General features: G+C 71.3%; 27 protein-coding genes, 1 pseudogene and 1 riboswitch. Of the genes and pseudogenes, 11 read left to right on the forward strand and 17 right to left on the reverse strand.

Annotated features, from left to right (window positions below; translation table 11 throughout):
• Positions 1–46 precede the first annotated feature (46 nt).
• Positions 47–120, reverse strand: a riboswitch (cobalamin riboswitch).
• A gap of 90 nt (positions 121–210) precedes the next feature.
• A pseudogene (locus OG580_RS13120) lies at positions 211–761 on the reverse strand (HD domain-containing protein); the annotation flags it as partial.
• A 189-nt stretch (positions 762–950) separates the two neighbouring features.
• On the opposite strand from OG580_RS13120, the gene OG580_RS13125 reads away from it, so the two are divergent.
• The gene (locus OG580_RS13125; protein WP_267043853.1) at positions 951–1841 is read left to right on the forward strand and encodes a GlxA family transcriptional regulator; all 891 of its coding nucleotides are present in this window, start codon (positions 951–953) and stop codon (positions 1839–1841) included.
• Here the strand turns inward: OG580_RS13125 and OG580_RS13130 are convergent.
• The 4 genes from OG580_RS13130 to clpS form a co-directional block, all read right to left on the reverse strand.
• Positions 1832–2260, reverse strand: coding sequence for a M67 family metallopeptidase (locus OG580_RS13130; RefSeq protein ID WP_267043854.1), 429 nt, complete (start codon positions 2258–2260; stop codon positions 1832–1834). The genes OG580_RS13125 and OG580_RS13130 overlap by 10 nt on opposite strands.
• Before the next feature lie 110 nt (positions 2261–2370).
• Positions 2371–3807 (reverse strand): amino acid permease, encoded by a 1437-nt coding sequence (locus OG580_RS13135; RefSeq protein ID WP_267043855.1) that lies wholly within the window; start codon positions 3805–3807, stop codon positions 2371–2373.
• 325 nt (positions 3808–4132) lie between these two features.
• A complete protein-coding gene (locus OG580_RS13140; RefSeq protein ID WP_267043856.1) occupies positions 4133–4717 on the reverse strand; it encodes a DUF2017 domain-containing protein in 585 nt (194 codons plus the stop codon).
• The gene (clpS, locus tag OG580_RS13145; protein WP_024756388.1) at positions 4717–5022 is read right to left on the reverse strand and encodes an ATP-dependent Clp protease adapter ClpS; all 306 of its coding nucleotides are present in this window, start codon (positions 5020–5022) and stop codon (positions 4717–4719) included. The genes OG580_RS13140 and clpS overlap by 1 nt, the downstream gene beginning before the upstream one ends.
• A gap of 112 nt (positions 5023–5134) precedes the next feature.
• On the opposite strand from clpS, the gene OG580_RS13150 reads away from it, so the two are divergent.
• Positions 5135–6463 carry a nicotinate phosphoribosyltransferase gene (locus OG580_RS13150; protein ID WP_267043857.1) on the forward strand — a complete coding sequence of 443 codons (1329 nt, stop codon included), beginning with the start codon at positions 5135–5137 and terminating at the stop codon, positions 6461–6463.
• 122 nt (positions 6464–6585) lie between these two features.
• The gene (locus OG580_RS13155) at positions 6586–7182 is read left to right on the forward strand and encodes an isochorismatase family protein (RefSeq protein WP_267043858.1); all 597 of its coding nucleotides are present in this window, start codon (positions 6586–6588) and stop codon (positions 7180–7182) included.
• A 143-nt stretch (positions 7183–7325) separates the two neighbouring features.
• Here OG580_RS13155 and OG580_RS13160 read toward each other — a convergent pair whose 3' ends face one another.
• Positions 7326–7637: a hypothetical protein gene (locus OG580_RS13160; RefSeq protein WP_267043859.1), complete on the reverse strand. Its 312-nt coding sequence runs from the start codon at positions 7635–7637 to the stop codon at positions 7326–7328.
• A gap of 122 nt (positions 7638–7759) precedes the next feature.
• Positions 7760–10168 (reverse strand): immune inhibitor A domain-containing protein, encoded by a 2409-nt coding sequence (locus tag OG580_RS13165; RefSeq protein WP_267043860.1) that lies wholly within the window; start codon positions 10166–10168, stop codon positions 7760–7762.
• A gap of 327 nt (positions 10169–10495) precedes the next feature.
• Between OG580_RS13165 and OG580_RS13170 the strand changes: the two genes are divergently transcribed.
• Positions 10496–10786, forward strand: a complete 291-nt coding sequence (locus OG580_RS13170) for a hypothetical protein (protein WP_267043861.1) — start codon at positions 10496–10498, stop codon at positions 10784–10786.
• A 42-nt stretch (positions 10787–10828) separates the two neighbouring features.
• Here OG580_RS13170 and OG580_RS13175 read toward each other — a convergent pair whose 3' ends face one another.
• Positions 10829–11569, reverse strand: coding sequence for an RDD family protein (locus OG580_RS13175; RefSeq protein ID WP_267043862.1), 741 nt, complete (start codon positions 11567–11569; stop codon positions 10829–10831).
• A gap of 98 nt (positions 11570–11667) precedes the next feature.
• Positions 11668–13227 (reverse strand): RDD family protein, encoded by a 1560-nt coding sequence (locus OG580_RS13180; protein ID WP_267043863.1) that lies wholly within the window; start codon positions 13225–13227, stop codon positions 11668–11670.
• A 307-nt stretch (positions 13228–13534) separates the two neighbouring features.
• On the opposite strand from OG580_RS13180, the gene OG580_RS13185 reads away from it, so the two are divergent.
• Positions 13535–14026 (forward strand): SsgA family sporulation/cell division regulator, encoded by a 492-nt coding sequence (locus OG580_RS13185; RefSeq protein ID WP_267043864.1) that lies wholly within the window; start codon positions 13535–13537, stop codon positions 14024–14026.
• Between the two features lie 83 nt (positions 14027–14109).
• Here the strand turns inward: OG580_RS13185 and OG580_RS13190 are convergent, their stop codons facing one another.
• Positions 14110–15477, reverse strand: a complete 1368-nt coding sequence (locus OG580_RS13190) for an FAD-binding oxidoreductase (protein ID WP_267043865.1) — start codon at positions 15475–15477, stop codon at positions 14110–14112.
• A 98-nt stretch (positions 15478–15575) separates the two neighbouring features.
• Between OG580_RS13190 and OG580_RS13195 the strand changes: the two genes are divergently transcribed.
• A complete protein-coding gene (locus OG580_RS13195) occupies positions 15576–17030 on the forward strand; it encodes a hypothetical protein (RefSeq protein ID WP_267043866.1) in 1455 nt (484 codons plus the stop codon).
• A gap of 75 nt (positions 17031–17105) precedes the next feature.
• Here OG580_RS13195 and hppD read toward each other — a convergent pair whose 3' ends face one another.
• Entirely contained in the window at positions 17106–18251 is a 1146-nt protein-coding gene (gene hppD / locus OG580_RS13200) for a 4-hydroxyphenylpyruvate dioxygenase (protein ID WP_024761702.1), read from the reverse strand.
• A 121-nt stretch (positions 18252–18372) separates the two neighbouring features.
• Here hppD and OG580_RS13205 point away from each other — a divergent pair, with 121 nt between their 5' ends.
• The 4 genes from OG580_RS13205 to OG580_RS13220 all read left to right on the forward strand — a co-directional run bounded on the left by OG580_RS13205 (position 18373) and on the right by OG580_RS13220 (position 21146).
• On the forward strand, positions 18373–18846 hold the full coding sequence (locus tag OG580_RS13205) for an Lrp/AsnC family transcriptional regulator (RefSeq protein ID WP_267043867.1): 474 nt from the start codon (positions 18373–18375) through the stop codon (positions 18844–18846).
• Between the two features lie 100 nt (positions 18847–18946).
• Positions 18947–19528 carry a winged helix-turn-helix domain-containing protein gene (locus tag OG580_RS13210; protein ID WP_267043868.1) on the forward strand — a complete coding sequence of 194 codons (582 nt, stop codon included), beginning with the start codon at positions 18947–18949 and terminating at the stop codon, positions 19526–19528.
• Between the two features lie 50 nt (positions 19529–19578).
• Positions 19579–19773 carry a hypothetical protein gene (locus OG580_RS13215; RefSeq protein ID WP_267043869.1) on the forward strand — a complete coding sequence of 65 codons (195 nt, stop codon included), beginning with the start codon at positions 19579–19581 and terminating at the stop codon, positions 19771–19773.
• On the forward strand, positions 19770–21146 hold the full coding sequence (locus OG580_RS13220; RefSeq protein ID WP_267043870.1) for an MFS transporter: 1377 nt from the start codon (positions 19770–19772) through the stop codon (positions 21144–21146). Before OG580_RS13215 ends, OG580_RS13220 begins: the two co-directional genes overlap by 4 nt.
• 34 nt (positions 21147–21180) lie before the next feature.
• On the opposite strand, the gene OG580_RS13225 is transcribed toward OG580_RS13220, so the two are convergent.
• Both OG580_RS13225 and OG580_RS13230 read right to left on the reverse strand, forming a co-directional pair.
• On the reverse strand, positions 21181–21975 hold the full coding sequence (locus tag OG580_RS13225; protein WP_267043871.1) for a S16 family serine protease: 795 nt from the start codon (positions 21973–21975) through the stop codon (positions 21181–21183).
• A gap of 9 nt (positions 21976–21984) precedes the next feature.
• Entirely contained in the window at positions 21985–22407 is a 423-nt protein-coding gene (locus OG580_RS13230) for a hypothetical protein (protein WP_267048245.1), read from the reverse strand.
• Positions 22408–22498: 91 nt separating this feature from the next.
• On the opposite strand from OG580_RS13230, the gene OG580_RS13235 reads away from it, so the two are divergent.
• Complete coding sequence (locus OG580_RS13235; RefSeq protein WP_323182563.1) at positions 22499–23140, forward strand: winged helix-turn-helix domain-containing protein; 642 nt, start codon at positions 22499–22501, stop codon at positions 23138–23140.
• A 91-nt stretch (positions 23141–23231) separates the two neighbouring features.
• Here the strand turns inward: OG580_RS13235 and OG580_RS13240 are convergent, their stop codons facing one another.
• From OG580_RS13240 to OG580_RS13255, 4 genes are all read right to left on the reverse strand, one after another.
• Positions 23232–23873 (reverse strand): IclR family transcriptional regulator, encoded by a 642-nt coding sequence (locus OG580_RS13240; RefSeq protein WP_017237054.1) that lies wholly within the window; start codon positions 23871–23873, stop codon positions 23232–23234.
• 429 nt (positions 23874–24302) lie between these two features.
• Positions 24303–26093, reverse strand: a complete 1791-nt coding sequence (locus OG580_RS13245) for a DEAD/DEAH box helicase (protein ID WP_267043872.1) — start codon at positions 26091–26093, stop codon at positions 24303–24305.
• 119 nt (positions 26094–26212) lie between these two features.
• The gene (locus OG580_RS13250) at positions 26213–26596 is read right to left on the reverse strand and encodes a type II toxin-antitoxin system death-on-curing family toxin (protein ID WP_267043873.1); all 384 of its coding nucleotides are present in this window, start codon (positions 26594–26596) and stop codon (positions 26213–26215) included.
• Complete coding sequence (locus OG580_RS13255; RefSeq protein WP_267047989.1) at positions 26597–26794, reverse strand: Arc family DNA-binding protein; 198 nt, start codon at positions 26792–26794, stop codon at positions 26597–26599.
• Positions 26795–26814: the final 20 nt, after the last annotated feature.

A 26814-nucleotide genomic window follows, 5' to 3' on the forward strand; every position in this document is an offset into this window, starting at 1 on the left:
CTCCGGGGATTTCCACGTCCCCGATCGGTGGTGAGAGGCGGCAGGTCAGTTCCTGGCTCCCGACGCCCGAGGGCGCCGGTCACAGTGGCGGGACCGTGCCGGATTCACACCGGCTTCCTGGGTCCTGCCGCCCGTTGGTCCGGGCCAGTCTCTCACTCGGCCGGTCCGTCGCTCCGAAGGTCCCTCACTCCGGTCCTTCACTCCGGTCCTTCACTCCGGCCAGGACGACTCGCGGATGGTCGTCACGAAGTCGCCGGGTGTGAAGCCGGGGACGTAGTGGCGCAGGACGTCCGCCTTCACGTTGCCGAAGGTGGTGTCCGGCCTGGGGGCGATGCCCTCGGCGAAGGCCTGCAGGATGCGTCGTTTGAAGTCGGGGCGGGGGTGGGCTGCGACGATCGCGGCCCGGTCCTCGGGGGTGAGGGCGGCGGGGTCGTCGTAGCCGATGCCGAGGACGTCGTACTCGACGCCGGCGGTGACGAGCGCGACCTCGGGTTCCATGAACTCCGGTATCCCGGGGGTGGTGTGGAGGGCGATCGCGGTCCAGACGCGGCGGACGGCGTCCTCGTCGGCGCCGTGCGCGCGGAGGAAGGCGGCGGCTTCCTCGGCGCCGTCGACCTCGAAGCGGCGGCCGCCGCCCCGGTGGGTCTCCGCCAGGCCGAGGTCGTGGAACATGGCGCCGACGTAGAGGAGTTCGGGGTCCAGGCCGCAGGTGCGGCCTGGAGGACGCCGAAGATGCATACGCGGCGGGAGTGGTGTTGAAGTTCTCTCCCAGGTGAACTCGGGAGACTCTCCCCTGGATCGCTCCGGGGAGTTTGACAGGTCATGCCTGTCCGACGACGACCCTTCCGGCCGCCGGAACAAGTACGAGACTCGTTCGGCTTGCTGGGGCCTTGACTATCGCCCCCGACAATGCACTGAGCGTATCAGATTCATTACGGAGCGGAACCGCGGTGCAGCGCACCACTCAAGTGTTCGGTACGGCCGGGGCGGGTTACGAGGTGCGGGTGTGTTCGCCCGGCGGGCGGGACGTCCGCACCTCCTGCGGGCTGCGGATCGGCGCCGACCTCGCGGCCGGGGAGGTGTCCGGCGCGGACACGCTGATCGTGCCGGGGGCGGTGGACGTGGAGCTCTGTACGGCGCTGGCGCCGACGGTGGAGGCCCTGGCGGCGCGCTCGCGGCGGGTGGCGTCCGTCTGCACGGGGGCGTTCGCGCTCGGGGCGGCCGGGCTGCTCGCCGGGCGGCGGGCGACGACGCACTGGGAGCACGCGGCGGAGCTGGCGCGGCGCCATCCGGACGTCGAGGTGACGGCGGACGCGATCCACGTGCGGGACGGCGAGGTGTGGAGCTCGGCGGGGGTGACGGCCGGGATCGACCTGTGTCTGGCCCTGGTGGAGGAGGACCGGGGCCCGGCGGCGGCCCGCGCGGTGGCGCGGGACCTGGTGGTCTTCCTCCAGCGGCCGGGCGGGCAGTCGCAGTTCTCGGCGGCCTCGCGCACTCCCCCGTCCGGGCATCCGGTGGTCCGCCCGCTTCTGGACGCGGTGGTGGCGGATCCGGCGGCGGACCACAGCGCGTCGGCGCTCGCGCGGCGGGCGGGCGTCAGCGTCCGGCACCTGGCCCGGTTGTTCCGGGAGCAGATCGGGGCGACCCCGGCGGCGTACGTGGAGCGCGTACGGGTGGAGGCGGCGCGGATGCTGCTGGAGGGCGGGGCGAGCGTGACGGGGGCGGCGGCGCGGAGCGGGCTCGGCAGTGACGAGAGCCTGCGGAGGGCGTTCGCCCGGCACTTCGGGGTGACGCCCTCCGCCTACCTGGCCCGTTTCCGTACGGCGGCCTATCAGTCCTGATAGGCCTCGACGATCTTGACGTCCTCCTCGGTCACGACGCCCTCGACGATCGTGAAGGAGCGGAACTGGAAGGGGCCCGCGCCGTCCGTGTCGGCGGTGGAGACGAGGACGTAGTGGGCCTGCGGCTCGTTCGCGTACGAGATGTCCGTGCGCGACGGGTAGGCCTCGGTGGCGGTGTGCGAGTGGTAGACGATGACGGGCTCCTCGTCCCGGCCGTCCATGTCGCGGTAGAGCTTGAGCAGGTCCGCGGAGTCGAACTCGTAGAAGGTGGGCGAGCGGGCGGCGTTCAGCATCGGGATGAAGCGCTCGGGGCGGCCGCTGCCCTCCGGGCCCGCGACCACGCCGCAGGCCTCGTCGGGGTGGTCCGCACGGGAGTGTTCCACGATCTGGTCGTACAGGGCCCGGGTGATGGTCAGCATGCCGACAGGATAAGCAGACGGGCCGTCCCGTACCGAGGAGTGGTACGGGACGGCCCGGATGCCGAGACGCCAGGGGGTGTCTTGCTGATCGGCAAGACACCCCCTGGAGGTCAGGACCGCTTGGCGAAGGCGGCGCCCTCGGGGTTGCGGGCCTTCAGGACCAGGTACGAGACGGCGAGGATCAGGCCCCACACCGGTGCGCCGTACAGCGCGACCCGGTTGCCCTCGTCCATCGCCATGGTCACGATGACCATGGCGATGAAGGCGAGCGAGAAGACGCTGAGCCAGATGCCGCCCGGCGCCTTGAACGGCGACTGCGGCAGCTCGCCCCGGTCGGCCTTGAGCCGGTAGCGGATCTGGCAGATGAGGATGACGATCCAGGCCCACATGCCGGAGATGGTGGCGAAGGAGACGACGTAGTTGAACGCCTCGCCGGGCCACTGGTAGTTGATCCAGACGCCGACCATCATGAGCGCGGCCGAGACCGTGGTGCCGACCAGCGGGGTGCCGGACTTGGTCAGCTTGGTGAAGGCCTTCGGGCCCTGGCCGTTGAGCGCGAGGTCGCGCAGCATGCGGCCGGTGGAGTACATGCCCGAGTTGCAGGAGGAGAGGGCCGCGGTCAGGACGACGAAGTTGACGATCGCGGCGCCGACGCCGAGGCCCATCTTCTCGAAGGCGGCGACGAACGGGCTGACGCCCGGCTGGAACTCGGTCCAGGGGACGACCGACAGGATCATGATCAGCGCGCCGACGTAGAAGACGGCGATGCGCCACGGGACGGTGTTGATCGCCTTGGGCAGGACCGTCTTCGGGTCCTTGGACTCGCCGGCGGTGACGCCGACGAGCTCGACCGCGAGGAACGCGAACATGACCATCTGGAGGGTCATCAGGGTCGAGCCGATGCCGTTCTCCCCGGCGAAGAAGCCGCCGAGGTCCCACAGGTGGGTGACGGAGGCGGTGTCGCCGGCGTCGGAGAAGCCGAGGGTGAGGATGCCGGCGCAGATCAGGATCATGCCGACGATCGCGGTGACCTTGACCATGGAGAACCAGAACTCCAGCTCACCGAAGAGCTTCACGGAGATCAGGTTGGCGCCGTAGAGGATGACGGTGAAGACGAGGGCCGAGATCCACTGCGGGATGTCCCACCAGTAGGTCATATAGGTGGCGGCGGCGGTGACCTCGGTGATGCCGGTGACGACCCAGAAGAGCCAGTACGTCCAGCCGGTCGCGAAGCCCGCGAACGGGCCGATGAACTCCCGTGCGTACTCGGAGAAGGAGCCCGAGACCGGGCGGTACATGAGGAGCTCGCCGAGCGCCCGCATGATGAAGAAGATGACGAGGCCCGCGACGGCGTACGCGAGGATCAGGCTGGGCCCCGCGATGGAGATGCCCTTGCCCGCTCCGAGGAACAGTCCGGTGCCGATGGCACCGCCGATCGCGATCATCTGGATCTGGCGGGCGCCGAGTGCCCGGTGGTAACCCTCGCCCGACGTGGAGTCCTCGGCCTCATTGCCGTCGTGCTGCTTGTCGACCTGCACTGAGGTCATGGTGGTGCGCCTTTCTCCATGCTGATCCGCGCGACTGCGTGTGCGTCTGCCGCGGATCAGGTCCTGATCCCCCCGGATGTGGAATGGAGTGCCACCGGCGGTCAGCCGGTCGAAGCGCCCTCGGGAACATGGGTGGCGTCCCCGAGTGGTCGTGAAGATTTATCACGGGGTGGGGGGTGATCGACGGAGATGCGTGTGGCGCACGCCACAGAAAAAGGCAGACAAAAGGGACTCAACACGGCAAGGGTGACGCTCTGATAACGCATTCGTTATCCGGATTTGAGCGTCCGCTGAGCGAACACCGCCCGCTTCCGCGGTGGTGCCCCTACGACATCAGGGTCTCGACGAGGGACTCCTGGAGCGCCCCCAGCCAGAGGTACGCCATCACCATCGGCTTGCGCGGGTCGGAGTCCGGCAGCCGGTACAGCCGCTCGCTCTCCTCGTCGTCCGCGACCTCCAGCCGGGTGCCGATCGTCAGGCGGAGGTCGTTGAGCGCGCCGAGCCAGGCCCGGGCCTCGTCGACGGTGAGCTTCAGGACGGCCCCGCCCTCGCCCACCGAGGCGCCGGCGAGCGAGTCCAGGGCGCGCACGACCACGAGGGCGTCCTCGCGCTTCCGGGCCCGCAGGTCGTTCTCGGTGTAGCGGCGGAAGTCGGCGGCGGAGGCCCGCAGCTCCTCGCTCCCGTCCCCGTACGCGTCGGGGAAGAGGCGCCGGAGGGCGGGGTCGGACGGGGGCTCGCTCGGGCCTTCGGCGAAGAGCGCGGCCAGCGGGTCGGCGTCGGCGTCGGGCTCGTCGCCCGGGCCGATGAGCTCCAGCAGCTGGACGGAGAGGGAGCGGAGGATGGAGATCTCGACCTCGTCGAGCGCGACGGCCGCACCGCCGCCGGGCAGGGTCTCGAAGTGGCCGGCCATCAGAAGCGGTCCTGGGAGAGGGTCGCCCAGAGGCCGTAGCCGTGCATCGCCTGCACGTCCCGCTCCATCTCCTCGCGGGTGCCGGCGGAGACGACGGCCTTCCCCTTCTCGTGCACGTCGAGCATCAGCTTGTGCGCCTTGCCTTTGGAGTATCCGAAGTACGACTGGAAGACATAGGTCACATAGCTCATCAGGTTGACCGGATCGTTGTGCACGAGGGTCACCCAGGGCACGTCCGGCTCGACGACCGCGGAGACCTCCTCGGCGGATTCCGTACGTTCGATCTCAATAGGCGCGACGCTCACTCACCCCATGCTGCCACTCTCGGGGGCCCATCGCACAAACGGGGCACACCCGCCACGACGCGAACGCCCTAGAAATCGTCACTCTGACGATTTCTGCGCTAGCATCGCTGACATGAACGCTGCGGACCTTGGGTTGCCGGTGGACGTACCGTCGACCGCGCTCTTCACCGATCAGTACGAGCTGACCATGCTCCAGGCGGCCCTCCGGGCCGGTACGGCCGACCGGCACTCCGTCTTCGAGGTCTTCACCCGACGGCTCCCCGAGGGGCGCCGCTACGGGGTCCTCGCGGGTGTCGGACGGGTCCTGGACGCCGTCGAGAACTTCCGCTTCGACCCCGCCGTCCTCGGCTTCCTGCGCGAGCACGGCATCGTCGACGAGCCGACCCTGGAGTGGCTGGCGCGGTACCGCTTCTCCGGCGACATCTGGGGATACCCCGAGGGCGAGGTGTACTTCCCCGGCTCGCCCGTGCTGCGCGTCGAGGGCTCCTTCGCCGAGTGCGTGCTCCTGGAGACCGTGATCCTCTCGATCCTCAACCACGACTCGGCGATCGCGGCCGCCGCCTCCCGCATGTCGGCCGCGGCTGGCGGGCGCCGGCTGATCGAGATGGGCGCCCGGCGCACCCACGAGCTGGCGGCCGTCGCCTCCGCCCGCGCCGCGTACGTCGGCGGCTTCGAGGCGACCTCGGACCTCGCGGCCGGCTTCCGCTACGGCATCCCGACCGTCGGCACCTCCGCCCACGCCTTCACCCTGCTCCACGACACCGAGCGGGACGCCTTCCAGGCGCAGGTCGAGACGCTGGGCCGGGGTACGACCCTGCTCGTCGACACCTACGACGTGACCGAGGCCGTCCGTACCGCCGTCGAGGTGGCGGGGCCCGAGCTCGGAGCCGTACGCATCGACTCGGGCGACCTGCTGCTCGTCGCCCACCGGGTGCGGGCGCAGCTCGACGAGCTGGGCGCGCGGGACACGAGGATCGTCGTCACCTCGGACCTCGACGAGTACGCCATCGCCTCGCTGGCGGCGGCGCCGGTCGACGCGTACGGGGTGGGCACGCAGCTGGTCACCGGCAGCGGCCACCCGACCTGCTCCATGGTCTACAAGCTGGTCGCCCGGGCCGGCTCGGCCGACCGCAAGGCGCCGCTGGTGCCGGTCGCGAAGAAGTCCCTGGGCGGCAAGGCCTCGGTCGGCGGGCGCAAGTGGGCGGCCCGGCGGCCCGACGCGTACGGGGTCGCCGAGGCGGAGGTCGTGGGCACGGGACCGGTCCCGCCGGAGCTCATGGACCACCAGCTCCTGGTCGAGCTGGTGAAGAGCGGCGAGGTGGTCGCCCGGGAACCCCTGGAGGCCGCCAGGTCCCGGCACATCGCGGCCCGCTCCGGGCTGCCGATGTCGGCGATCCAGCTCTCGCGCGGCGAGCCGGTGCTGCCGACGGAGTACGTGTAGGAGTCCCCGGAGACGCCCCCTCCCCGGAGGAGGGGGAAGTCTCTAGGCTCGAACCCATCGAACCCGTCGCCCCCGTCGAACCCCTCGCATCCGCCCCATCCGACGCGCTAAGGACACCCGCCATGCACCGCGCATTGATCGTTGTGGACGTTCAGAACGACTTCTGCGAGGGCGGCAGCCTCGCGGTGACGGGCGGCGCGGACGTCGCCGCCGCCATCACCGACCTGGTCGGCCAGACGGCGGGCAGCTCCTACCAGTACGTCGTGGCCACCCGCGACCACCACGTCGACCCGGGCGCGCACTTCGCCCCGGAGGGCGAGGAACCGGACTACGTCACGTCCTGGCCGGTGCACTGCGTGGCCGGTACGGAGGGCGTCGGCTTCCACCCGAACTTCGCGCCCGCCGTCGCCAGCGGGGCGATCGACTCCGTCTTCGACAAGGGCGCCTACGCGGCGGCGTACAGCGGCTTCGAGGGCCGGGACGAGAACGGGCGGACGCTCGCGGAGTGGCTGCGGGAGCGGGACGTCACCGAGGTCGACGTGGTGGGCATCGCCACCGACCACTGCGTCCGCGCGACGGCCGTGGACGCGGCGCGGGAGGGCTTCCGGACCCATGTGCTGCTCGACCTGACGGCCGGGGTCGCGAAGGCGACGACGGAGAAGGCCCTGGAGGAGCTCCGGGCGGCCGGCGTACGGCTGACGGGCAAGCCGGTGGTGTGAGGCGGTACGCCCAGGCCGTGGGCTTCCAGGCCGGGGGCTCCCAGGCCGGCGGACCCCAGGCCGGCGGACCCCAGGCCGCGGGCTTCCAGGCCACGGCCCCCGGGCTGCAGGCTTCCAGGCCGCGGACCCCAGCCGTGGGCTTTCTACGCCGCCGGCTCCTTCGGGAGCGTGCGGACCGGGTGCCAGAGCTCCTGGGCGGCGCCCGGGGCGGATCTCCACAGCAGGCCGTCCGGGTGGTGCAGGACGGCCGTGATCTCGTCCGGTGTGGGCGGCTCGGTGTTGCCGCGGAGGTAGACCGCCCGCAGGCCGAGGTTCCGCAGCCTGGTCAGGGCGCGGGACCGGTTCGCTGCGTGGACCAGGAAGCGGACCGAGGCGCCGTCGCGGGCCGGGCTGGGCAGCCCTATCGCGACGACCACGCTGCCTCCCGGCAACTTGCAGAACCCTCCGTTGGGCATGCGGAACCACTCCCCCGTGGATCAGATGTCAATAAGAACTGCGTCAGACGCACCTAAACACGATCGGCCGCCGCCCGCTAGGGGGCGACGGCCGATCATGGCTTGACCTGCAGTTTCACCAATTACTTGGTGGACGGACCCACCTGGACCGTGATCGTCTGGCCGTTCTTCGGCTCCTTGACGACCTGGATCTTGGTGTTGGTGTCAGTTACCTTGACACCCGCGCGCGGGGTCTCCGGGAACCAGTAGGTGCCCTTGCGGTCGTCGAAGGTCGGGTTGCCGGCCTGGGACGGGACCCAGGTGCCGACGCCGGCCTTGTGCAGCTGGAAGCCATCCGTGCGGGAGATGCTGAACGGGGCGTCGTACGACTGGACGCGGTTGCGCATCAGCGTGCCGTCGGACCACTTCAGCGGGCTCGGGTGGGCGTCGATCGGGAGGACCCGCCCCACCCCCTCGTGCTGAGAGGTGTTGTTGTCCTTCTGGGACAGGTCCCACTTCCAGATGAGCAGACCGTTCTGGTACGGGTAGTGCTCGACCCAGCCGGACTTGTCACCCGTGAAACCGAAGTTGTACGGGCCGACCTTGAGGGTCTGGTCGTACGAGACGTACTGGCGGTTCTCCGCGATGTAGTACTGCTCGTAGTCCTTGCTGAAGCCCTTCGCGATCCGCGAGAAGCCCTTCGAGACCCAGCCGTTGTCACCGTTCTCGGCACCGTCGGCGAAGACCGCGGAACCGTCGGCGGTCAGCGTGATGGCGTCGGCGGTGAAGCCCTTGCCGCCCGCGCCGCCGTCCGTCTGGTAGCGGAAGCGGAGGTCGAACTTCTTGCCCGCGTAGGCGCCCAGGTCGTAGACGAGCTTCTTGTGCGCTTCGGAGACACCGGTCAGCGCCGAGGCGCCGCTGGCGTCACGCGGGAGCGCCACACCGTCGGCGGTGCCGTCGAGGGCCGTCCAGTTGGCGCCGCCGTCGGTCGACACCTCGGTGTAGAGGTAGTCGTACTCGGCCTCGATGTCGTACCAGCCCTGGAGCTCCAGGGAGGCCGACGTCTTGCCGGTCAGGTCGACCGAGCGGGTCAGGGTGTTCTTGAGGTCGTCGCCCATGTTGCTCCACCACTGCGAGGCACCCTCGGCGGGGGCCACGACGTCGGTGGTGACGGCCTTCTTCGGCAGCTCGACGAGGAGCGCCTGCGGGTTCTCGGTGTTGTACTCCGAGACGCCCAGCTTGTGGGTGGTCTTGGTGCCACGCTGCCAGTCGTTGACCTTGGCGTAGTTCAGCCAGCCGAGCTGGAGCTTGTCCCAGGCGGTCATGTCGCCGGGCAGGTCGCCGATCGCGTCCTTGCCCTGGCCGAGCCAGGAACCGGACGACATCAGGGTCCAGAACCCGGTCGAGTTCTCGCCGCCCGAGGTGTCGTAGTGGTCCGGCAGACCGAGGTCGTGGCCGTACTCGTGCGCGAAGACGCCGAGGCCGCCGTTCTCCGGCTGCATCGTGTAGTCGCCGACCCAGATGCCGGTGTCACCGATCTGCGTACCGCCGGACTTGTTGTTGTCCGGGCCGGTCTTGCCGGCGTTGGTGCCGTACGCGTACCAGCGGTGGGCCCACAGGGCGTCGCCGCCCTGGGCGCCGCCGCCCGCCGACTCGTCCTCGCCCGCGTGGACGATCTGGAAGTGGTCGATGTAGCCGTCGGGCTCGTTGAAGTTGCCGTCGGCGTCGAAGTCGTAGCGGTCCCACTGGTCGTACTGCGCCAGGTCGGCCTTGATCTGGGCGTCGGTCTTGCCCTTGGCCTTCTGGTCCGCGGCCCACGCCGTGACACCGTCACGGACGGTGTCCCAGACGTTGGCGCAGTTGGTCTCACCGCAGTAGTTCGAGCCGTAACGGGCCTCGTTGTACTCGACCTTGACCCAGTCGGAGACACCGCCGTCGACCGAGTAACGGCCGGACGAGGTCTTCTCGTAGTAGGTCTTCAGCGACTGCTTGGGCTGTCCCTTGGCGTCCTTGCCGGTGCCGAAGTACAGGTCCTGGAAGTGCTGCCGGCTGTAGTCCGCCTGCCAGGCCGTGGAGTTGTCGTTCGCACGGTCCGGCTGGGCTATCTGGTTGTGCAGGGGACCGGGCTGGCCGCCGAACTTCGGCTTGAGCTCGGTCGTGTCGTCGTCCTTGCGGTCGACAAGGGTGGTCGTGTCGACCTTGTCGCCGAACTCGACGAGGATCGTGAAGATCTTGTCGGTCTTCTCACGGCCGAGTTCGACGTACTTCTTGCTGTCGAGCTTGACGACCTTCGAGCCGTTGCGGCTCTCGACCTTGGCGTCGCCGTTCAGCACCTGCTCCAGGGCAGCCTTGCGCTGCTGCTCCTGCTGCTTGCTGTACGGGCCCTCGAGGTCGTGGTCGACCGTCGTCTTGTCGACGGTCTGGATGCCGGCCGGCTGCACGCTTCCGTGGTTGTCGGCCCAGGCGGTGGTGAAGGTCGAGGCGGTCGCGGCGGTGGCCGCGAGCGCCACGACGACTGCGGACGCTCTGATCGCCCGTCGTCTGTTGGTCACTTGATGTAGTCCTCCCCGGCGCCCACGCCTGCGGACCGAGGGTGGGGTGTCCGTCCGGCGGGGTCGCGCGTCACAAGTGACGACATTTGACCGGAGTGGCGCAAGAAAAGACAGATCTTGACTTGCCCCGACCAACTGCACTATGTGGGAGTAGATTTCCGATAATCGGTGACACCGCGGGCACGTACCGGCGGATGGCGCGCGTTCCGTGACTCCGTGCGCCCCCCGTGCACCGGCACCGTGGGTAAGGTCACGCTTACTTCCGGTCCCGCCAGGGCATCCACCGTCATAGAGTCGTACCGAAGTCCTGAGGGGGCGGTACCCGTCATGCAGCGTCCGAACGCCGCACAACTCGCCTACGGTTCGGCCACCGTCGCCCTCGCGACCGTCGCCCTGCTGTTGCTCTCCCGTACGACGACGACCCTCGGGATCGCGGTGATCTGTACCGCGGGCCTGCTCCTCGGCGTTCTCGTGGCGGTGACGATGCCGGTGCGGGCGGGGTCCGTCAAGACCTCCGCGACACCGGTTCCCGCCGCGACACCGGCCCCTGAGGACAAGAAGATCCGGGTACCGGCCGCGCGCGTGGGCGCGGGGGCCGATACCCGGATCGGTTCGTGACGCTTCGTCCGGACACGTACGGATACGCGTACGGGGCTGTCCCTACTGGGCGGTGACCACCACCGTCTTCGCCGCCTTGTCGTGCAGGCCCTGCTTGTAGGGCTTGTCGACCAGGATGAGGATCAGCAGGAGCAGCGGCCACAGGCAGGCGCAGCAGATCAGCGCGGGCAGCCACAGCACGACCGCCCGCAGCAGCGACTGGCTCATCGGGGGCGTCGAGCCGTCGTTGAGCATCGCGACGCGGAGCTTCATCAGCTTCTTGCCGAGCGTCTGACCGTTCTTGGCCGTCATCACCGTGTCGTAGGCGACGTACGCGACGATCGTGATGAGCTGGAAGACGAGCTGGCTGCCGCCGTTGAGGCTGTTGACCGTGTCCCCGAAGTCGTTGCCGTCCTCGGTCGCCCGCGTGTAGATGTCGAACGGGATGCCGATGATCGCGAGCGGCACCGCGATGATCAACCAGTCGATCAGCCGCGCGAGGATGCGCCGGCCCGACTCGGCGAGCGGCGGCATCCCGGAGAGCGGATCGGTCCCGCCGTAACCACCGCCGTAACCGCTCCCGTACGGGGGTGGGGGCGGGGGCATGTTGTCGTACGGGCTCCCCGGCGGGGGCCCCGGCGGGGTGCCTGGCGGGGTGCCGTACGGGTTCTCCGGCGGAGGCCCCGACGGCGGCGGACCGTCAGGTGGCGGCTGACCCGCGGAGGGTGGCGTGGGCTCCTGCGGCCTCTTGAGGAACGGGTCCTCCTCGGGCGGCTGGCCGGGCGGCGGCTGGTCGGTGCTCATGGGGGCAGTGCATCCCGGGGGCGTCCACCCCGCAAGGAATCATCGCCCGTTCGGGGGACGCCCCCGCCGACCCGCCGCCATACCGGTCACGGAGCCGGCTACCGCGCCACGAAGGTGCGGGCCGCCTTGTCGTGCCAGCACTGGCGCCACGGGCGGTCGAAGAGGCACCACAGGACGTTGAGGACGCCGACGGCCAGGAGCCCGAGGACGCTGTAGACGAGCCAGCGCCGCAGGGCCGCGCCGAACCTCGGCGGCTGGTGCGCCTCGATGTCCCGCACCTCGATCCCGCACAGCTTCTTGCCCAGGGTGCGGCCCCACTTGGTGGTGGGCAGCACCTCGTACAGGATGCCGATGACGAGCAGCGAGGCCAGCACGATCCCGAACTGGACCGAGGTCGTCGAGTCCAGGAGCCACACCTGGACGGTGGTGCCGGACTGCTTGGCCGCTTCGATCTTGCCGTCGATGTGCTCCAGGGCGGCGGTCACGAAGGGGACGGCGGCGGCGCCGACGAGCGCGCCGAGGACCACGGTGTCGATGAGCCGGGCCAGCAGCCGCCGGCCGAGACCCGCGGGACGGGCGGCGGCCTGGGCGCGGGCCGCCTGCTGGAACACGTCCTCGACGGGCGGCTTCCACGGCAGGACGGGCTGCTGCTCCTGCTGCTCCTGGGGCTGGGGGTGTTGCGGCTGGTGCGGCGGCTGCTGCTGTGCCCAGGAGGGCGTGGAGGGTACGGGGGCGGGCGCCTGGGCCACGGGCTCGGGGGCCGGCTGCGGCCGGCGTACCGGGGTGGGCGCGGGAGCGGGGGCAGGAGACGGCGTGGGGGCCGGCGAGGGCGTCGCCACCGGGGTGACGGGCATCCCGCCGAGGCGCGCGGCTCCCCCGGTGGCCCGGGGGTCCGCCGCGGGCACGGGGGCCGGGGCCTGCGCGGCGGCCGGGGCCTGCGCGGCGGCGCGGGGCTCGGCCGGTTCACTCGCGCCGGCGACGGGCCAGTCGGCCGGGGACCGGGGGTCGGGGACGGGCTGGGGCCGGCGTTGAGCCTGGGGCTGGGCGGCCTGGGCCGGGGCCTGGGGTTGGGGCTGGGGCTGGTCCTGGGGTGTGCCCCAGGAGACCTTCCGGTCGCTGTCGCCGCCGAACCCGGACTGCCGGGAGGTGTCCGCCTGCCAGGCCGAGGAGGGCTCCGGCGTCACCGGCTCCTCGTCGTAGTCGTCGAAGAAGACGGGCCCGGTCTCCTCGACCGCGGGGACGGGCGCGGGGAGGGCTGCCGGAACGGGCGCCGGAGCCAGCGCCGAGCTCGGACTCGGGGCATGGCTCTGGGCCGGGGCCGGGGCCGGGGCCGGGGCCTGGCTCGGCACCGGGGCCTGGGTCTGGGCAGGTGCGAGGTTCTGGGCCGGTGCGACGCTCTGGGCCGGTGCGAGGTTCTGCGCGGCGCCGGGGTACTGCGCGACCACCGGCGCGGACGCCGGGCCGGAGGCCAGGACCGGACCCGCGGGGACCGCCCCGGCGGGCGGGTTCGGCGTGCCCTCGCCGTCCTTGGGAGCGGGCCGGCTCGTACCCGGCACCCAGGCACCGCCGTTCCAGTACCGGATGTATCCGGGAATGGACGGGTCCGGGTAGTACCCCGCCTGCGGTACCTCTCCGCCGCCTCCAGGAGGAGTAGCCACTGACCCGACTCCGTTCAGTCACAACGCTTTTGATCCCACGGCCGCTCCCCCGGGCAGCCGCGCCCAAGGAGGACAGTAACGAAGAACGTCCCCGAGGGAAGAAAGAGCCCGTGAGAAAGACCGCCTTCGGGCGACAGAGACCGGAATCCCTCACTCACGGTGATGTTCGGGCCGGTGCCTCCGGGGTCCGAGAGGGGCGCTGAAAACTTTCCGAAAAAACTTCCCGAAGTCGCGTAATGAACGGCGTGGACCCCGCTCTCTCCTGGTGAAGGCCCGTCCGGGGCCCGCCACGAGAGGACGTACGACCATGCAGAACACCGACAACACCACCGTCGAGCGCGAGCTGGAGCTGAAGCTGGTGCTCTCGCCCGAGCGCGCCGTTCCCGTCCCCGCCCGGCTCGCCTACCGCACCGACGACCCGTACGCCGTCCACATCACCTTCCACGTCGGCACGGACCACCCGGTCAACTGGACGTTCGCGCGCGAACTGCTCGTCGAGGGCGTCTTCCGGGCGTGCGGCCACGGCGACGTCCGCATCTGGCCCACGAAGGTCGAGGGCCGCAGCGTGGTCCTGATGGCGCTCTCCTCCCCCGACGGCGACGCCCTGCTCGAAGCCCCCTCCGCGCAGGTCTCCGCGTGGCTGGAGCGGACCCTGCGCGCGGTGCCGCCGGGCACCGAGTCCGAGCGGCTCGGCATGGACGAGGGGCTCGCCGAGATCCTGGCGACCACGGTGATCACCGACGAGCTGTGGCTGCGCGACCCGTGGCCGTCGGACGAGTCGCAGGACGGCGAACTGTGAGCCGCCGTACCCGCCACCTGACGCTCGTGCGCCTCGCGCCCCTCGCGCCCCTCGCGCCCCTCGCGCCCCTCGTACCGGAGGTCTCAGAACAGCTTTCCGGGGTTGAGCAGCCCCAGCGGGTCGAAGGTGTGCTTGATCCCGCGCTGGAGCTCGAGACCGACCGGCCCCAACTCCCTGGCCAGCCACTCCTTCTTGAGGACGCCCACGCCGTGCTCGCCGGTGATCGTGCCGCCGAGGGCGAGCCCGAGCGCCATGATCTCGTCGAAGGACTCCCGCGCCCGCCGCGACTCGTCCTCGTCGGCGTGGTCGAAGCAGACGACGGGGTGGGTGTTGCCGTCCCCCGCGTGCGCGCAGACGCCGATGGTCAGGTCGTACTTCTCCGCGATCGCCGACGTGCCGTCGAGCATCGCGGCCAGCTTCGTCCGCGGCACGCACACGTCGTCGATCATCGTCGCGGGCTTGATCGTCTCCAGGGCCGTGAGGGAGAGCCGGCGCGCCTGGAGGAGGAGTTCCGACTCCGCGGTGTCCGCGGCCGGGACGACCTCGGTGGCGCCCGCCGCCGTGCACAGCTCCCCGACGGCGGCCAGATCGGCGACCGCGTCCCGGGTGTCGAAGGCGCACAGGAGCAGCGCCTCGGTGGTGTCGGGCAGACCCATACGCGCCAGCCTGTTGACCGCCTGGACGGTGGTGCGGTCCATGAGTTCGAGCAGCGACGGGGTGTGTCCGCGCTCCATGATGGTGCAGACGGCCTCGCAGGCGGCGGCCGCGGAGGGGAACTCGGCGGCGAGCGCGAGCTGCGCCGGAGGCTGCGGCCGGAGCGCGAGCACGGCCCCCACGACGATGCCGAGACTGCCCTCGGAGCCGACGAAGAGCCTGGTCAGGTCATATCCGGCGACGCCCTTGGCGGTGCGGCGGCCGGTGGTCAGGAGCCGGCCGTCGGCGAGGACGATGTCGAGGCCGAGGACGTACTCGGCTGTCACCCCGTACTTCACGCAGCACAGGCCGCCGGAGGCCGTGCCGATGTTCCCGCCGATGGTGCACGTCTCCCAGCTGGAGGGGTCCGGCGGGTAGTACAGGCCGTGTTCGGCGACGGCGCGTGACAGCACGGCGTTGACGACGCCCGGTTCGACGACGGCGATCCGGTCGACCGGGTCGATCTCCAGGATGCGGTCCATCTTGACCAGGGAGAGCACGATGCAGCCCTCGGAGGCGTTGGCGCCGCCGGACAGGCCCGTGCGGGCTCCCTGGGGGACGACGGGGACGCGGAGTTCGGTCGCGGTGCGCATGACGTGCTGCACCTGTTCGACGGTACGAGGGAGCACGACGACCGCGGGGGTGCCGGCCGTGCAGAAGCTCGCCATGTCGCGGGAGTAGGAGGCCGTCACGTCCGGGTCGGTGAGGAGCGCCTCGGCGGGGAGCCCGGCGCGCAGCCGCGTCAGAAGATCGTCCATGCGTCCAGCGTGGCACCCGGGGCCATCGGTGTGAACCCGCCGGGGCGGGCGCTTCGTGTGCTCTTCGTACTGGCGCGTACGGGCGCACAGTGAGCGCCATGAAGACCCAGAACGTGTCGAGGACGGTCCTGGCGGCCGGAGTGGGCGCGGTGCTCGCGGCGACGGCCCTGCTGTACGTCCCCGAGTTCGTCGGCCAGGGGCCGCCTCCCCCGCCGGGCCCGGCGGAGCGGGCGACGATCGCGGCGCACGCCGGCGCGCAGGCCGCGCTGCCCGACCTGGCCGCGCTGATCACCGACCGGGAGAAGTGGCTGCGCGGCCATCCGGACGACGACGCGTCCTGGGCGGCGCTCGGCGCGGCGTACACGGAGCGCGGGACGCGGATCGGCGACGTACGGGACTACCCGAGGGCCGAGCGGGCGCTGCGGCGCTCCCTGGCCGAACGGCCCGCCGCCCGGGGCAACGTGGACGCGCAGCTGGGTCTCGGGGCGCTCGCGGGGGCGCGGGGCGACTGGAGGTCCGCCAAGGAGTGGGGCGAGCGGGTACGGAAGGCCCAGCCGGGGCGCTGGCCGGCGTACCCGGTCCTGATCGACGCGTACAACGGCCTCGGGAAGTACGAGGCGGCCCGGACGGCGGCGGAGAAGCTGGAGGAGCTGCACGCGGGCGCGGTCGTGCGCGCGCGTGCGGCGCAGACGTACCGCGACCGGGGCTGGCGCGAGGACGCCGACGCGGCGGCGCTCGACGCGGCGGCGCTGGCCGAGACCGACGCGGACAAGGCGTCGTCGCTCGCGCGCCTCGGGGACCTGGCGTGGGAGCGGGGCGAGGCGGAGGAGGCCCTCGCCCGGTACGGGGCGGCGCTGCGGCTCGTACGGGATCACGGGCCGTCACTCGCGGGGCGTGCGCGGGCGCTCGCGGGCCTGGACCGGCCGGACGAGGCGCTGCGCGACTGGCGGTCGGCCCTGTCCCGGCTGCCGCTGCCGGAGTACGTCCTGGAGGCGGGCGAGCTGTACGAGGCGATGGGCCTGGACGAGGACGCGCGGGCGCTGTACGCGCGGCTGCGGACGGGGACGTGGGTGCGGGCGGAGGTGCCTCTGGTGTTGCTCGACGCGGACCACGGCGACCCGGTGGCGGCGGTCACCCGGATGCGGGCGGAGTGGGCGCGCGGGCACCGCTCGGTGGCGGCGGCGGACGCGCTGGGGTGGGCGCTGTACCGGGCCGGGCTGCCGAAGGAGGCGCTGGGGTACGCGAAGCTGGCCACGGACGAGGGCCTGCGGAGCGCGCTCTTCGCGTATCACCGGGGCGAGATCGAGCGGGCCCTGGAGCAGCACGGGCCGGCCCGCCGCCATCTGGCGGAGGCGCTGCGGATCAACCCGCGCTTCTCGCCGCTGCTCGCACCGAGGGCGGCGGAGGCGGTGGCGGCCCTGGGCGAACCGCCGGACGAACTGCCGCGGGAGCTGCGACCGGAGAAGGCGGAGACGGCGGAGACGGCGGCACAGACGGCGCAGACGGAGAAGACGGAGAAGACGGCGCAGGTGAAGAAGTCCGCGGGGGCGTAGGACGAAGGGAGGGGGCCCGGAACCGGACCCCCTCCCTCGTGGCGACTGGCGACTGGCGCCTGGGCGCCTGGGCGCCTAGAGGTTGCCGCGCTTCTCCTGCTCGCGCTCGATCGCCTCGAACAGGGCCTTGAAGTTGCCCTTGCCGAAGCCCATCGAGCCGTGGCGCTCGATCATCTCGAAGAAGACGGTCGGGCGGTCCTGCACCGGCTTGGTGAAGATCTGCAGCAGGTAGCCGTCCTCGTCGCGGTCGACGAGGATCTTCAGCTCGCGCAGGGTCTCGACGGGCACGCGGGTCTCGCCGGCCCACTCGCCGAGGGTGTCGTAGTACGAGTCGGGGGTGTCGAGGAAGGAGACACCCGCCGCGCGCATCGCGCGGACCGTGGCGACGATGTCGTTGGTGGCGAGGGCGATGTGCTGGACGCCGGCGCCGCCGTAGAACTCCAGGTACTCGTCGATCTGCGACTTCTTCTTCGCGATCGCCGGCTCGTTGATCGGGAACTTCACCTTGAGGGTGCCGTCCGCGACGACCTTCGACATGAGCGCCGAGTACTCGGTCGCGATGTCGTCGCCCACGAACTCCTTCATGTTCGTGAAGCCCATGACCTTGTTGTAGAAGCCGACCCAGTCGTTCATCTTGCCGAGCTCGACGTTGCCGACGCAGTGGTCGATGGCCTGGAAGGTGCGCTTGGCCGGCGGCTCGACGATCGGGTTCGCGGAGACGAAGCCGGGCAGGTACGGGCCGTCGTAGCCGGAGCGCTCGACGAGGGTGTGGCGGGTCTTGCCGTAGGTGGCGATGGCGGCGAGGACGACGGTGCCGTTCTCGTCCTTCAGCTCGTACGGCTCGGTGACGCCGGTGGCGCCGTGCTCGACGGCGTAGGCGTACGCGGCGCGCGCGTCCGGCACCTCGATGGCCAGGTCGACGACGCCGTCACCGTGCTCGGCGACGTGGTCGGCGAGGAAGCGGCCACGGTCGGTCGAGACCTTGATGACGGAGGTGAACACGAAGCGGGCTGCGCCGTTGGTGAGGACGTAGCTGGCGGTCTCGCGGCTGCCGTTCTCCGGTCCGGAGTAGGCGACGAGCTTCATGCCGAAGGCCGTGGAGTAGTAGTGCGCGGCCTGCTTGGCGTTGCCGACGGCGAAGACGACCGCGTCCATTCCCTTGACCGGGAAGGGATCGGCCTTACGCGCGGTGGAAGGGGTGTGATCGATGGTCTCAGTCATGGCAGCAATGTCCCGCCGTTCGGCAAGGTGCGCAAGAGTTTGTTGTTCTGCTGGTCAGGTTGTACAGCGATCGGCGAGTATGGCGGTGCGACTTGTACATCCTGACCATGGGGAGACCGCTGTGGCGATCGATCATTTGGACGGCCGTCTGATCACGCTCCTCGCGCGCGAGCCGCGCATCGGGGTCCTGGAGGCCTCCCGGCGCCTCGGGGTGGCGCGCGGGACGGTGCAGGCGCGGCTCGACCGGCTCCAGGAGAGCGGGGTGATCCGCGGATTCGGGCCTCAGGTGGACCCCGCGGCCCTGGGCTACCCGGTGACGGCGTTCGCGACGCTGGAGATCAAGCAGGGGCAGGGCGCGGACGTGCGGGAGCACCTGGCGACGGTTCCGGAGGTCCTCGAACTGCACACGACGACGGGTCACGGCGACATGCTCTGCCGGCTGGTCGCACGCTCGAACGCGGACCTCCAGCGGGTGATCGACAAGGTGGTGGGCTTCGAGGGGATCATGCGGGCGTCGACGGCGATCGTGATGGAGAACCCGGTACCGCTGCGGATCATCCCGCTGGTGGAGCAGGCGGCGCAGGAAGGGTCGTAGGAGGTAAGGGCGCAAAGAATTCGCTGCAAAAAGGTCTCTGCAAAGAAGAGGTTGCAAAGAACCCCTTGCAACTCTTCCTTTGCAACTCTAGGGTCGAGTCATGTCCGAGCCCGAGGAATTCCTGAGCCGCACCCTGGACCCGCGATCCCTGCGCGGGCTCGCCCACCCGCTGCGCATCCGGTTGCTGCGCGCCCTGCGTCGCCACGGGCCCGCCACCGCCTCCCAACTGGCCGAGCGGCTCGGCGAATCCAGTGGCGCGACCAGCTACCACCTACGCCAGCTCGCGGTCGTCGGCTTCGTCGAGGACGACCCGACGCGCGGCAAGGGCCGGGAGCGGTGGTGGAAGGCGGCCCAGCAGGGGACGCGTCTGGACGAGACGATCCACAGGAACCCGGACCCCGACGTCCAGGGCGCCCTGGAGGTCTTCCTGTTCGAGATGGCGACCATCCACGCACAGGAGATGAACACCTACCTCGGCACCCGGCACGACTGGGACGAGGACTGGCAGGGCGCCTCGGACATGAGCGACTTCACCCTGCGGCTGCCGATCGAGCAGCTGCGCGAGCTGACCGAGAAGATCCACGAACTGATCGACGTCTACCGCGACACCGCCGACACGGACGCGCCGGGCGCCGAGCGCGTACGCGTCCATCTGCACGCGTTCCCCCAGCAGGAGGACTGACCGCCACCACCGGCGCGTCCTCACCCACCGCTCACGGAAGGAACCGCACCATGCATGCCGACATCCACCTGCAGCTGCACGCACTGACCGCCGAGGAGCTGCGCCGCGAGGCCGCCGGCGCCCGCCGGCACACCACCACCCAGGCCCCCGCCGCGCCGCTCCGCGTCCAGCTGGGCTGGAAGCTCGTCGAGTTGGGCCTGCGGATGGTCACGCCCACCGACCGCCCGGTCACCCTCGCGGCATGAACGCTCCGGGGGGAGAAGAAGCTGATGTGGCACAGGGCTCCCGCGGCCCGCTGACCACCGTCCTGACCGCCAACGCCATCTCGATCACCGGCAATTCACTCACCCTCATCGGCGTCCCGTGGTTCGCGCTGGACACCACGGGAAGCCCGGGCAAGGCAGGGTTGGTCGCCTTCTGCGCGGCCCTCCCCGTCCTCCTCTCCACACTCGCCGGCGGCCCGCTCATCGACCGGTTGGGCCGCCGCCGGGTCAGCATCGCCTCCGACCTGGTCTGCGGACTCGCGCTCGCCGCGATCCCCCTGCTGCACCGCTTCGGCGTCCTCGAGTTCTGGATGCTGTGCGCCCTGATGGCGGTCACCGGCCTGTGCCACGCGCCCGGCGAGATGGCCCGGCACGTCCTGGTCCCCGACCTCGCCCAGCGCGCCGGGATCGCGCTCCCCCGGGTGGCGAGCCTGTACGACGCCGTGGCGCGCGGCGCTCGGATGGCGGGCGCCGTACTCGCCGGACTGCTCGTCGCGTTCATGGGCGCCGACACGGTCCTGTTCCTCGACGCGGCCACCTTCGGCCTCTCCGCGCTGCTCGTCGCCGCGGGCCTGCGCGGGGTGCCGTCGGCTGAGCCGATGCGCGACGGGCCCCGGCTCTCCCCCGCCCGCTACCGGGCCGATCTGCGCGAGGGGTACGCCTTCCTGTTCCGCAGTCGACTACTGCTCGGCATCATGGTCATGGTGATGGTCACCAACGGCCTGAACCAGAGCTGGAGTTCGGTACTACTGCCGGTCCACGCCAGGGCGGAGCTGGACGGTCCGGCCGCGCAGGGCCTGCTGGTCGCGGTCTTCGGCGGCTGCGCGCTCGCCGGGGCGCTGCTGTACGGGGCGGTCGGGGAGCGCTTCCCCCGCCGGGCCGTGTTCGCTGCCGGGTTCCTCGTCGGCGGCGCCCCGCCGTACCTGGTGGCCGCGTTCACGGACACCACGGCGCCGCTGCTCGTGACGATGGCGGCGGCCGGGTTCGGCGTCGGAGTGCTCAACCCGATCCTGACGACGGTCATGTACGAGCAGGTGCCGGACGCGCTGCGCAGCCGCGTCATGGGGGCGAGCACGGCGGGAGTCCTGCTCACGACGCCGCTCGGAGGTCTGGCGGCCGGCTTCCTGGTCGAGCGGGTCGGGCTGACGGCGACGCTGCTCGGGATCGGCGCGCTCTACTTCGTGGCGACGCTCGCCCCGGTCGTCTTCCCCGCCTGGCGGGGCATGGATGTCACGGTGTCGACGGGCATACCCGGCGGCGGCAGAACCATCACCGGACCGACAGGGTCCAGGCCGACCGCCGCCGGACCAACCGCCGCCGGACCGACAGGGTCCAAGCCGACCACCGCCGCCTGACCGGCCACGTCCGGGCCCACCGGGTCCGGGGTGGTCAGCAGCTCGGAACCTTCGACTCCTGCCCCTGTTCCAGGGCCCGGAGGGACTCCACGGCGTCGCTGAGCGCGGTGACGGGCACGAGCCGCAGGCCCTTCGGCTGTTCGGCCTGAGCGTCGGAGCACTCCGCCTTCGGTACGAGGAAGACGGTGGCCCCGTCCCGCGCGGCGGCCTGGGTCTTGAGGGAGACGCCACCGACGGCGCCGACCGTGCCGTCCGCCTCGATCGTTCCCGTACCGGCGACGATCCGGCCGCCGGTGAGGTCGCCGCCCTCCCCGTCGCCGTCGAGCTTGTCGACGATGCCGAGGGAGAAGAGCAGTCCGGCGCTGGGACCGCCGATGTCGGCGAGGTGCAGGCTCACCTTCACCTGCTCGGGGCTCAGCTTGAGGTAGTCGAGAGCGGCGAGGGTGGCCGCGTCCTGCGACTCCTTCATCTGACCGAGGTTGTGCTTCTCGACCTCGGCGTCGGACTTCCCCGAGGGGTAGACGGAGTCGTGCGGCAGGACGGCCCGGTCGGTCCGGAACCAGGCGTCGGCCACGTCCCCGAGGTCGACCTCGGTGGACGGACCGGTGGCGACGATCGTCGTCATCCGGAGCTGCCCCTCGGTCGGCCGGACCGGGGCGCCGGTGATGGTGATGATCTCCCGCCCCTTGTCCTTGCCGAGCACGTCGGCGGTCGTGCCGGGCTGCGCGATCGCGTACGGCAGCGGCGCGAGCCCGACGACGGCGAAGAGCGCGACGACGGGCAGGGCGCAGAGCGCGAGGGCACGGTGACGAGGAAGGCTGGAGAGCACGCCCCCAATCTACTGGGACGCGCGCCGCCCCCGGGCCGGGGGCGCGGGCACCGGCAGGTGGCGGGCGAAGAACGATCGCGTCCCGCGCCGCACGGCGTCGACCGCCGCCGCCGGGTCGGCCGCCCCGACGAGCGCGGCCCTCGCCGCCTCGGTGACGAGCCCGGTGGCCTGGAGCTGGGGGACGAGGAACGCGTAGTCGGCGAACACCCAGTGGTCGCTGTCGGTCAGCAGGACGCGCCGGGCGCGCAGCCGCTCCCAGGAGCGTTCGAGGCGCTCGGCGCCGTCGAAGCCGTCGGTGCGGAACAGGAGGAGGGGCCGGTCGAGCCCGTCCAGCGGGTCCGGATCCAGGTCCCGATCCCGATCCCGATCCCGTTCCCGATCCCGATCCCGGTCCAGGTCCAGGTTCAGGTCCAGATACCCCTCCAGGTTCACGCTCGCGGCGAGCCGGTCGTCGGCGGCCAGCGCGAGCCGCCCGGAGTTCGTCCGGTCGGAGCTGGAGCGGGTGTACGCGGGCGGGGGCCCGGTGCCGCCGTGGATCCGCGACCTGCACGGCGGGGACGAGGGCGCCTGGCGCAGGCTCGACCACGCCCAGGGGGCGGCGTACGAGACGGTCCTGGCCCCGGTGTGGCCGCTGGTCCAGGACCTGCACCGGGCGGAGTTCACCCGGCACGCGCTGACGGTCGCGGAACAGGGCCTGGGCGCCGCCCTGACGGCCGCGGCCCCGAGCTCACGGCTGCGGGACGGGATGTGGGAGTGGCCCGGCGTCCCGGGCGGCCGTGACGTTCACCTCGACGGCCGGGAGCTCGTGCTGCTGCCGACCTTCCACTGGCGGGGCGGGCCGCTCGTCCAGGACCTGCAGGGGCGCCCCGTGGTCCTGGCCTACCCGGCGGGCCGGGGCCTGCCGCTCGCCCCGGACGGCGGCGGGACGCGAGAGGAGGCTCTCACGGGGGTCCTCGGCAGGACCCGGGCCGAGCTGCTCCGTGCCCTGGACGAGGCCAGGACGACGACGGGCCTGGCCCGCCGTCTCGGCGTCAGCAACGCGACGGCCTCGGCCCACGCCCAGGCCCTCCGCACGGCGGGCCTGATCACGACGACCAGGACGGGCAGGTCGGTCCACCACGAGCGGACCCCGCTGGGCGGTCTCGTCGCGGGCGACAGCCCGTGAGACGGCGATCCGGTCGGCCGAGCCCCGACCGGCTGCCGCGCGCTCACGACGCCCCCTAGGGGGCGTCCGGCGGATCAGGGCAAGACGCCCCCTAGCGCAGCGCGTCGGCGACCTCGCGGGCCGCGTCCACGACGCGGGGGCCCACGCGCTCGGGGACGGCGTCCGCGAGCATCACCACGCCGACGCTGCCCTCGACGCCGGTGACGCCGACCAGCGGCGCGGCGGCCCCGCTCGCGCCGGCCTCCAGCTCGCCGTGGGTGAGGGTGAAGCCGGGTTCGATCAGGGAGCCCTGGCGGGCGGCGAGGATCGCGCGCCCGGCCGCGCCCCGGTCGAGGGGGTGACGGAAGCCGGCCCGGTAGGCGACGTGGTAGTCGGTCCAGGTCGGTTCGACGACCGCGACGGCGAGCGCCTCCGCCCCGTCGACGAGGGTCAGGTGGGCCGTGGCCCCGATGTCCTCGGCGAGCGAGCGCAGCGCGGGCAGGGCGGCCTCGCGCACCAGGGGGTGCACCTGGCGGCCGAGCCGGAGCACACCGAGGCCGACGCGGGCGCGCCCGCCGAGGTCGCGGCGGACGAGGGCGTGCTGTTCGAGTGTGGCCAGCAAGCGGTAGACCACCGTCCGGTTGACACCGAGTTTGTTGGACAACTCGGTGACCGTCAGGCCGTGGTCGGTGTCGGCGAGCAGTTTGAGGACTCTGAGTCCCCGGTCGAGCGTCTGGGAGGTCTCCGCGGTCACGACGCCCTCTCCTTCGGAGTGAGTGGCGGCGGGCTCTCACGGGAGTGCGACGCCGGTCCCGTCGGCGACGCACGTCAGAGGCCGCCGGCAGGAAGGGGTACACCGGCTGCGCTCCGTGGCGGCGCTGCCACGGGACGATTGCTTTTGAGCCGGGACAGTAGCGACCCGCTCCGCTCAGCGGAAGACCTCGTCCAGAATCCGGGCGTCGACGACCGGATAGAGACGGTTCGGGACCTTCGTCGGCCGTACGAAGGACTTTGGCGGACAAGATCGGCTTTGTCGTGCGCCTAGTTTGGAAGGCGCTCGGAGGCCGACCGTGGGGGCCGGTCTCCGAACCGGATCCCGTCCCCACGGGATGCGTGAGGCCCGTACGCGCAGACTCGTACGGGCCTCATCGGCATCCGGCGGCCACTCGGCCCCGGCGGGAACTCACCGCATCCGGGTGGCCCACTCCTGGACCTTCTTGATCCGCTCGCGGATCTGCCCGGCGGTGGCCTCCGCGCTCGGCGGCCCGCCGCACACCCGGCGCAGCTCGGTGTGGATCACGCCGTGGGGCTTGCCGGTCTGGTGGACATAGGCGCCGACCATCGTGTTGAGCTGCTTGCGCAGCTCCAGGAGCTCCTTGTGGGAAACGACAGGGCGGCGCTCGGCGGGAAGCTCCAGGAGGTCCGCCTCGTCGTCCGGCTTCTTGCGGCTGTGCGCGATCTGCCTGGCCTGGCGCTTCTGCAGCAGCAGCTGGACCTGGTCGGGTTCGAGGAGGCCGGGGATGCCGAGGTAGTCCTGCTCCTCCGCGCTGCCGGGGTGGGCCTGCATGCCGAACTCGGCGCTGTTGTAGAGCACGCGGTCGAAGACGGCGTCCGACTCCAGCGCCTCGAAGGGCAGCATGTCCTGCTCGCCGGTGTCCTCGTCCTGCTGGCGCTCGGCCTCGGCGAGCTCCTTCTCGGACTCGGCGTACGGGTCCTCCTCGCCCTGCTTCTTCGGCTTGTCGAGGACGTGGTCGCGCTCGACCTCCATCTCGTTGGCGAAGCCGAGGAGGCTGGGGATCGTCGGAAGGAACACGGAGGCGGTCTCGCCGCGCCTGCGTGAACGCACGAAGCGGCCGACGGCCTGGGCGAAGAAGAGCGGGGTCGAGATGGTCGTCGCGTACACGCCGACCGAGAGGCGGGGCACGTCGACGCCCTCGGACACCATGCGGACGGCGACCATCCAGCGGTCGGTGTTCTCGCTGAACTCGTCGATGCGGTTCGAGGCGCCGGTGTCGTCGGAGAGGACGACGGTGGCCTTGGTGCCGGTGATCTCGCGGATCAGCTTGGCGTACGAGCGGGCCGATTCCTGGTCGCTCGCGATCACCAGCCCGCCGGCGTCCGGAATCGACTTCCTGACCTCGGTGAGCCGCTGGTCGGCGGCGCGCAGGACGTTGGGCATCCAGTCGCCCTTCGCGTCGAGCGCGGTGCGCCAGGCCTGCGAGACGGCGTCCTTGGTCATCGGCTCGCCCAGCCGGGCGGCGATCTCGTCGCCCGCCTTGGTGCGCCAGCGCATGTTGCCGCTGTAGGAGAGGAAGATGACCGGCCGGACGACGCCGTCGCCGAGGGCGTTGCCGTAGCCGTACGTGTAGTCCGCCGAGGACCTGCGGATCCCGTCGTTCCCCTCCTCGTACGTGACGAAGGGGATGGGGTTGGTGTCGGAGCGGAACGGGGTGCCGGTGAGCGCGAGGCGCCGTGTGGCGGGCTCGAAGGCTTCCAGGCAGGCCTCGCCCCAGGACTTGGAGTCTCCGGCGTGGTGGATCTCGTCGAGGATGACGAGGGTCTTGCGCTGCTCGCAGCGGTTGCGGTGGAGCATGGGCCGGACGCCGACACCGGCGTAGGTGATGGCGACCCCGTCGTACTCCTTGCTGAGCGGCCCGGCGCTGTAGTCCGGGTCCAGCTTGATCCCTATGCGCGCGGCGGCGGCGGCCCACTGCTTCTTCAGGTGCTCGGTGGGCGCGACGACGGTGATCTGCTGCACGACGTGGTGGTGCAGCAGCCAGGACGCCAGGGTCAGCGCGAAGGTCGTCTTGCCGGCGCCGGGGGTGGCGACGGCGAGGAAGTCCCGGGGCTGCTCCTGGAGGTACCTGTCCATGGCGCCCTGCTGCCAGGCACGCAGCTTGCCGGCGGTACCCCAAGGGGCCCGTCCGGGGAAGGCGGGAGAGAGGTGATGGGAGGTGGTGGTGGTAGTAGTCACGATCTCCGGGTTCGACGCTCGTCCAGATATGACAACCGGGCCACCTTACCGGCGGCCCGGTCGGAACCTCGTATGAAACGGGGTGGGGATGGTGCGGTTGCGACTCACCTCACGTCGGGTCACGCGGCCTCGTGCAGCCCCCGCAGACGGCGCGCGATCAGGGCGATGTCCTCCAGGTCGCCAGTGGCCACGTCGATGACCAGCTTGTACGCCTCGTCCTGGTCCACGCCGACCATCTCGGTACCGTTGAAGTCGAGGAAGACCACAGCGCACATCCACGCCATGCGCTTGTTCCCGTCGACCAGCGGATGGTTCACCGCGAGCGACTGAAGGAGGGCGGCGGCCTTCTCGAAGAGATCGCTGTACGCCTCGACACCGAACATCTGGGACTGCGGGCGGTGCACCGCCGAGCTCAGGAGTCCGAGGTCCCGAACGGCGATCTGCTGGCCCGCGCAGGCGAACTCGGCCAGCTCCAGGACCTCCTGGACCGTCAGGTACTTCACTTACTCCCCCAGGCGCTTCAGCAGGTCGGCGTGGTGCAGGGCGTACTTGGCGCCGAGCTTGCGGACGACCCCCCGGTCGGCCTCCTGCTCCAAGTAGCGGTCGATCGCTTGAAGCACTATGGCGTGCATGCTGCGGCCCTCCTCCTCAGCACGGAGCTTGAGGGCCTCTTGCTGGTCGTCGCGGAGACGCAGGTTCATTGCCATACCTGAACGGTACC

Source organism: Streptomyces sp. NBC_00094, from assembly GCF_026343125.1.
Taxonomy (GTDB): Bacteria; Actinomycetota; Actinomycetes; order Streptomycetales; family Streptomycetaceae; genus Streptomyces.

Coding starts and splice junctions, on each gene's coding strand:
- OG580_RS13130 (WP_267043854.1), bottom strand. CDS start 2,260: ATGCTGACCATCACCCGGGCCCTGTACGACCAGATCGTGGAACACTCC.
- OG580_RS13135 (WP_267043855.1), bottom strand. CDS start 3,807: ATGACCTCAGTGCAGGTCGACAAGCAGCACGACGGCAATGAGGCCGAG.
- OG580_RS13140 (WP_267043856.1), bottom strand. CDS start 4,717: ATGGCCGGCCACTTCGAGACCCTGCCCGGCGGCGGTGCGGCCGTCGCG.
- OG580_RS13150 (WP_267043857.1), top strand. CDS start 5,135: ATGAACGCTGCGGACCTTGGGTTGCCGGTGGACGTACCGTCGACCGCG.
- OG580_RS13155 (WP_267043858.1), top strand. CDS start 6,586: ATGCACCGCGCATTGATCGTTGTGGACGTTCAGAACGACTTCTGCGAG.
- OG580_RS13160 (WP_267043859.1), bottom strand. CDS start 7,637: ATGCCCAACGGAGGGTTCTGCAAGTTGCCGGGAGGCAGCGTGGTCGTC.
- OG580_RS13170 (WP_267043861.1), top strand. CDS start 10,496: ATGCAGCGTCCGAACGCCGCACAACTCGCCTACGGTTCGGCCACCGTC.
- OG580_RS13175 (WP_267043862.1), bottom strand. CDS start 11,569: ATGAGCACCGACCAGCCGCCGCCCGGCCAGCCGCCCGAGGAGGACCCG.
- OG580_RS13185 (WP_267043864.1), top strand. CDS start 13,535: ATGCAGAACACCGACAACACCACCGTCGAGCGCGAGCTGGAGCTGAAG.
- OG580_RS13190 (WP_267043865.1), bottom strand. CDS start 15,477: ATGGACGATCTTCTGACGCGGCTGCGCGCCGGGCTCCCCGCCGAGGCG.
- OG580_RS13195 (WP_267043866.1), top strand. CDS start 15,576: ATGAAGACCCAGAACGTGTCGAGGACGGTCCTGGCGGCCGGAGTGGGC.
- hppD (WP_024761702.1), bottom strand. CDS start 18,251: ATGACTGAGACCATCGATCACACCCCTTCCACCGCGCGTAAGGCCGAT.
- OG580_RS13210 (WP_267043868.1), top strand. CDS start 18,947: ATGTCCGAGCCCGAGGAATTCCTGAGCCGCACCCTGGACCCGCGATCC.
- OG580_RS13215 (WP_267043869.1), top strand. CDS start 19,579: ATGCATGCCGACATCCACCTGCAGCTGCACGCACTGACCGCCGAGGAG.
- OG580_RS13220 (WP_267043870.1), top strand. CDS start 19,770: ATGAACGCTCCGGGGGGAGAAGAAGCTGATGTGGCACAGGGCTCCCGC.
- OG580_RS13255 (WP_267047989.1), bottom strand. CDS start 26,794: ATGAACCTGCGTCTCCGCGACGACCAGCAAGAGGCCCTCAAGCTCCGT.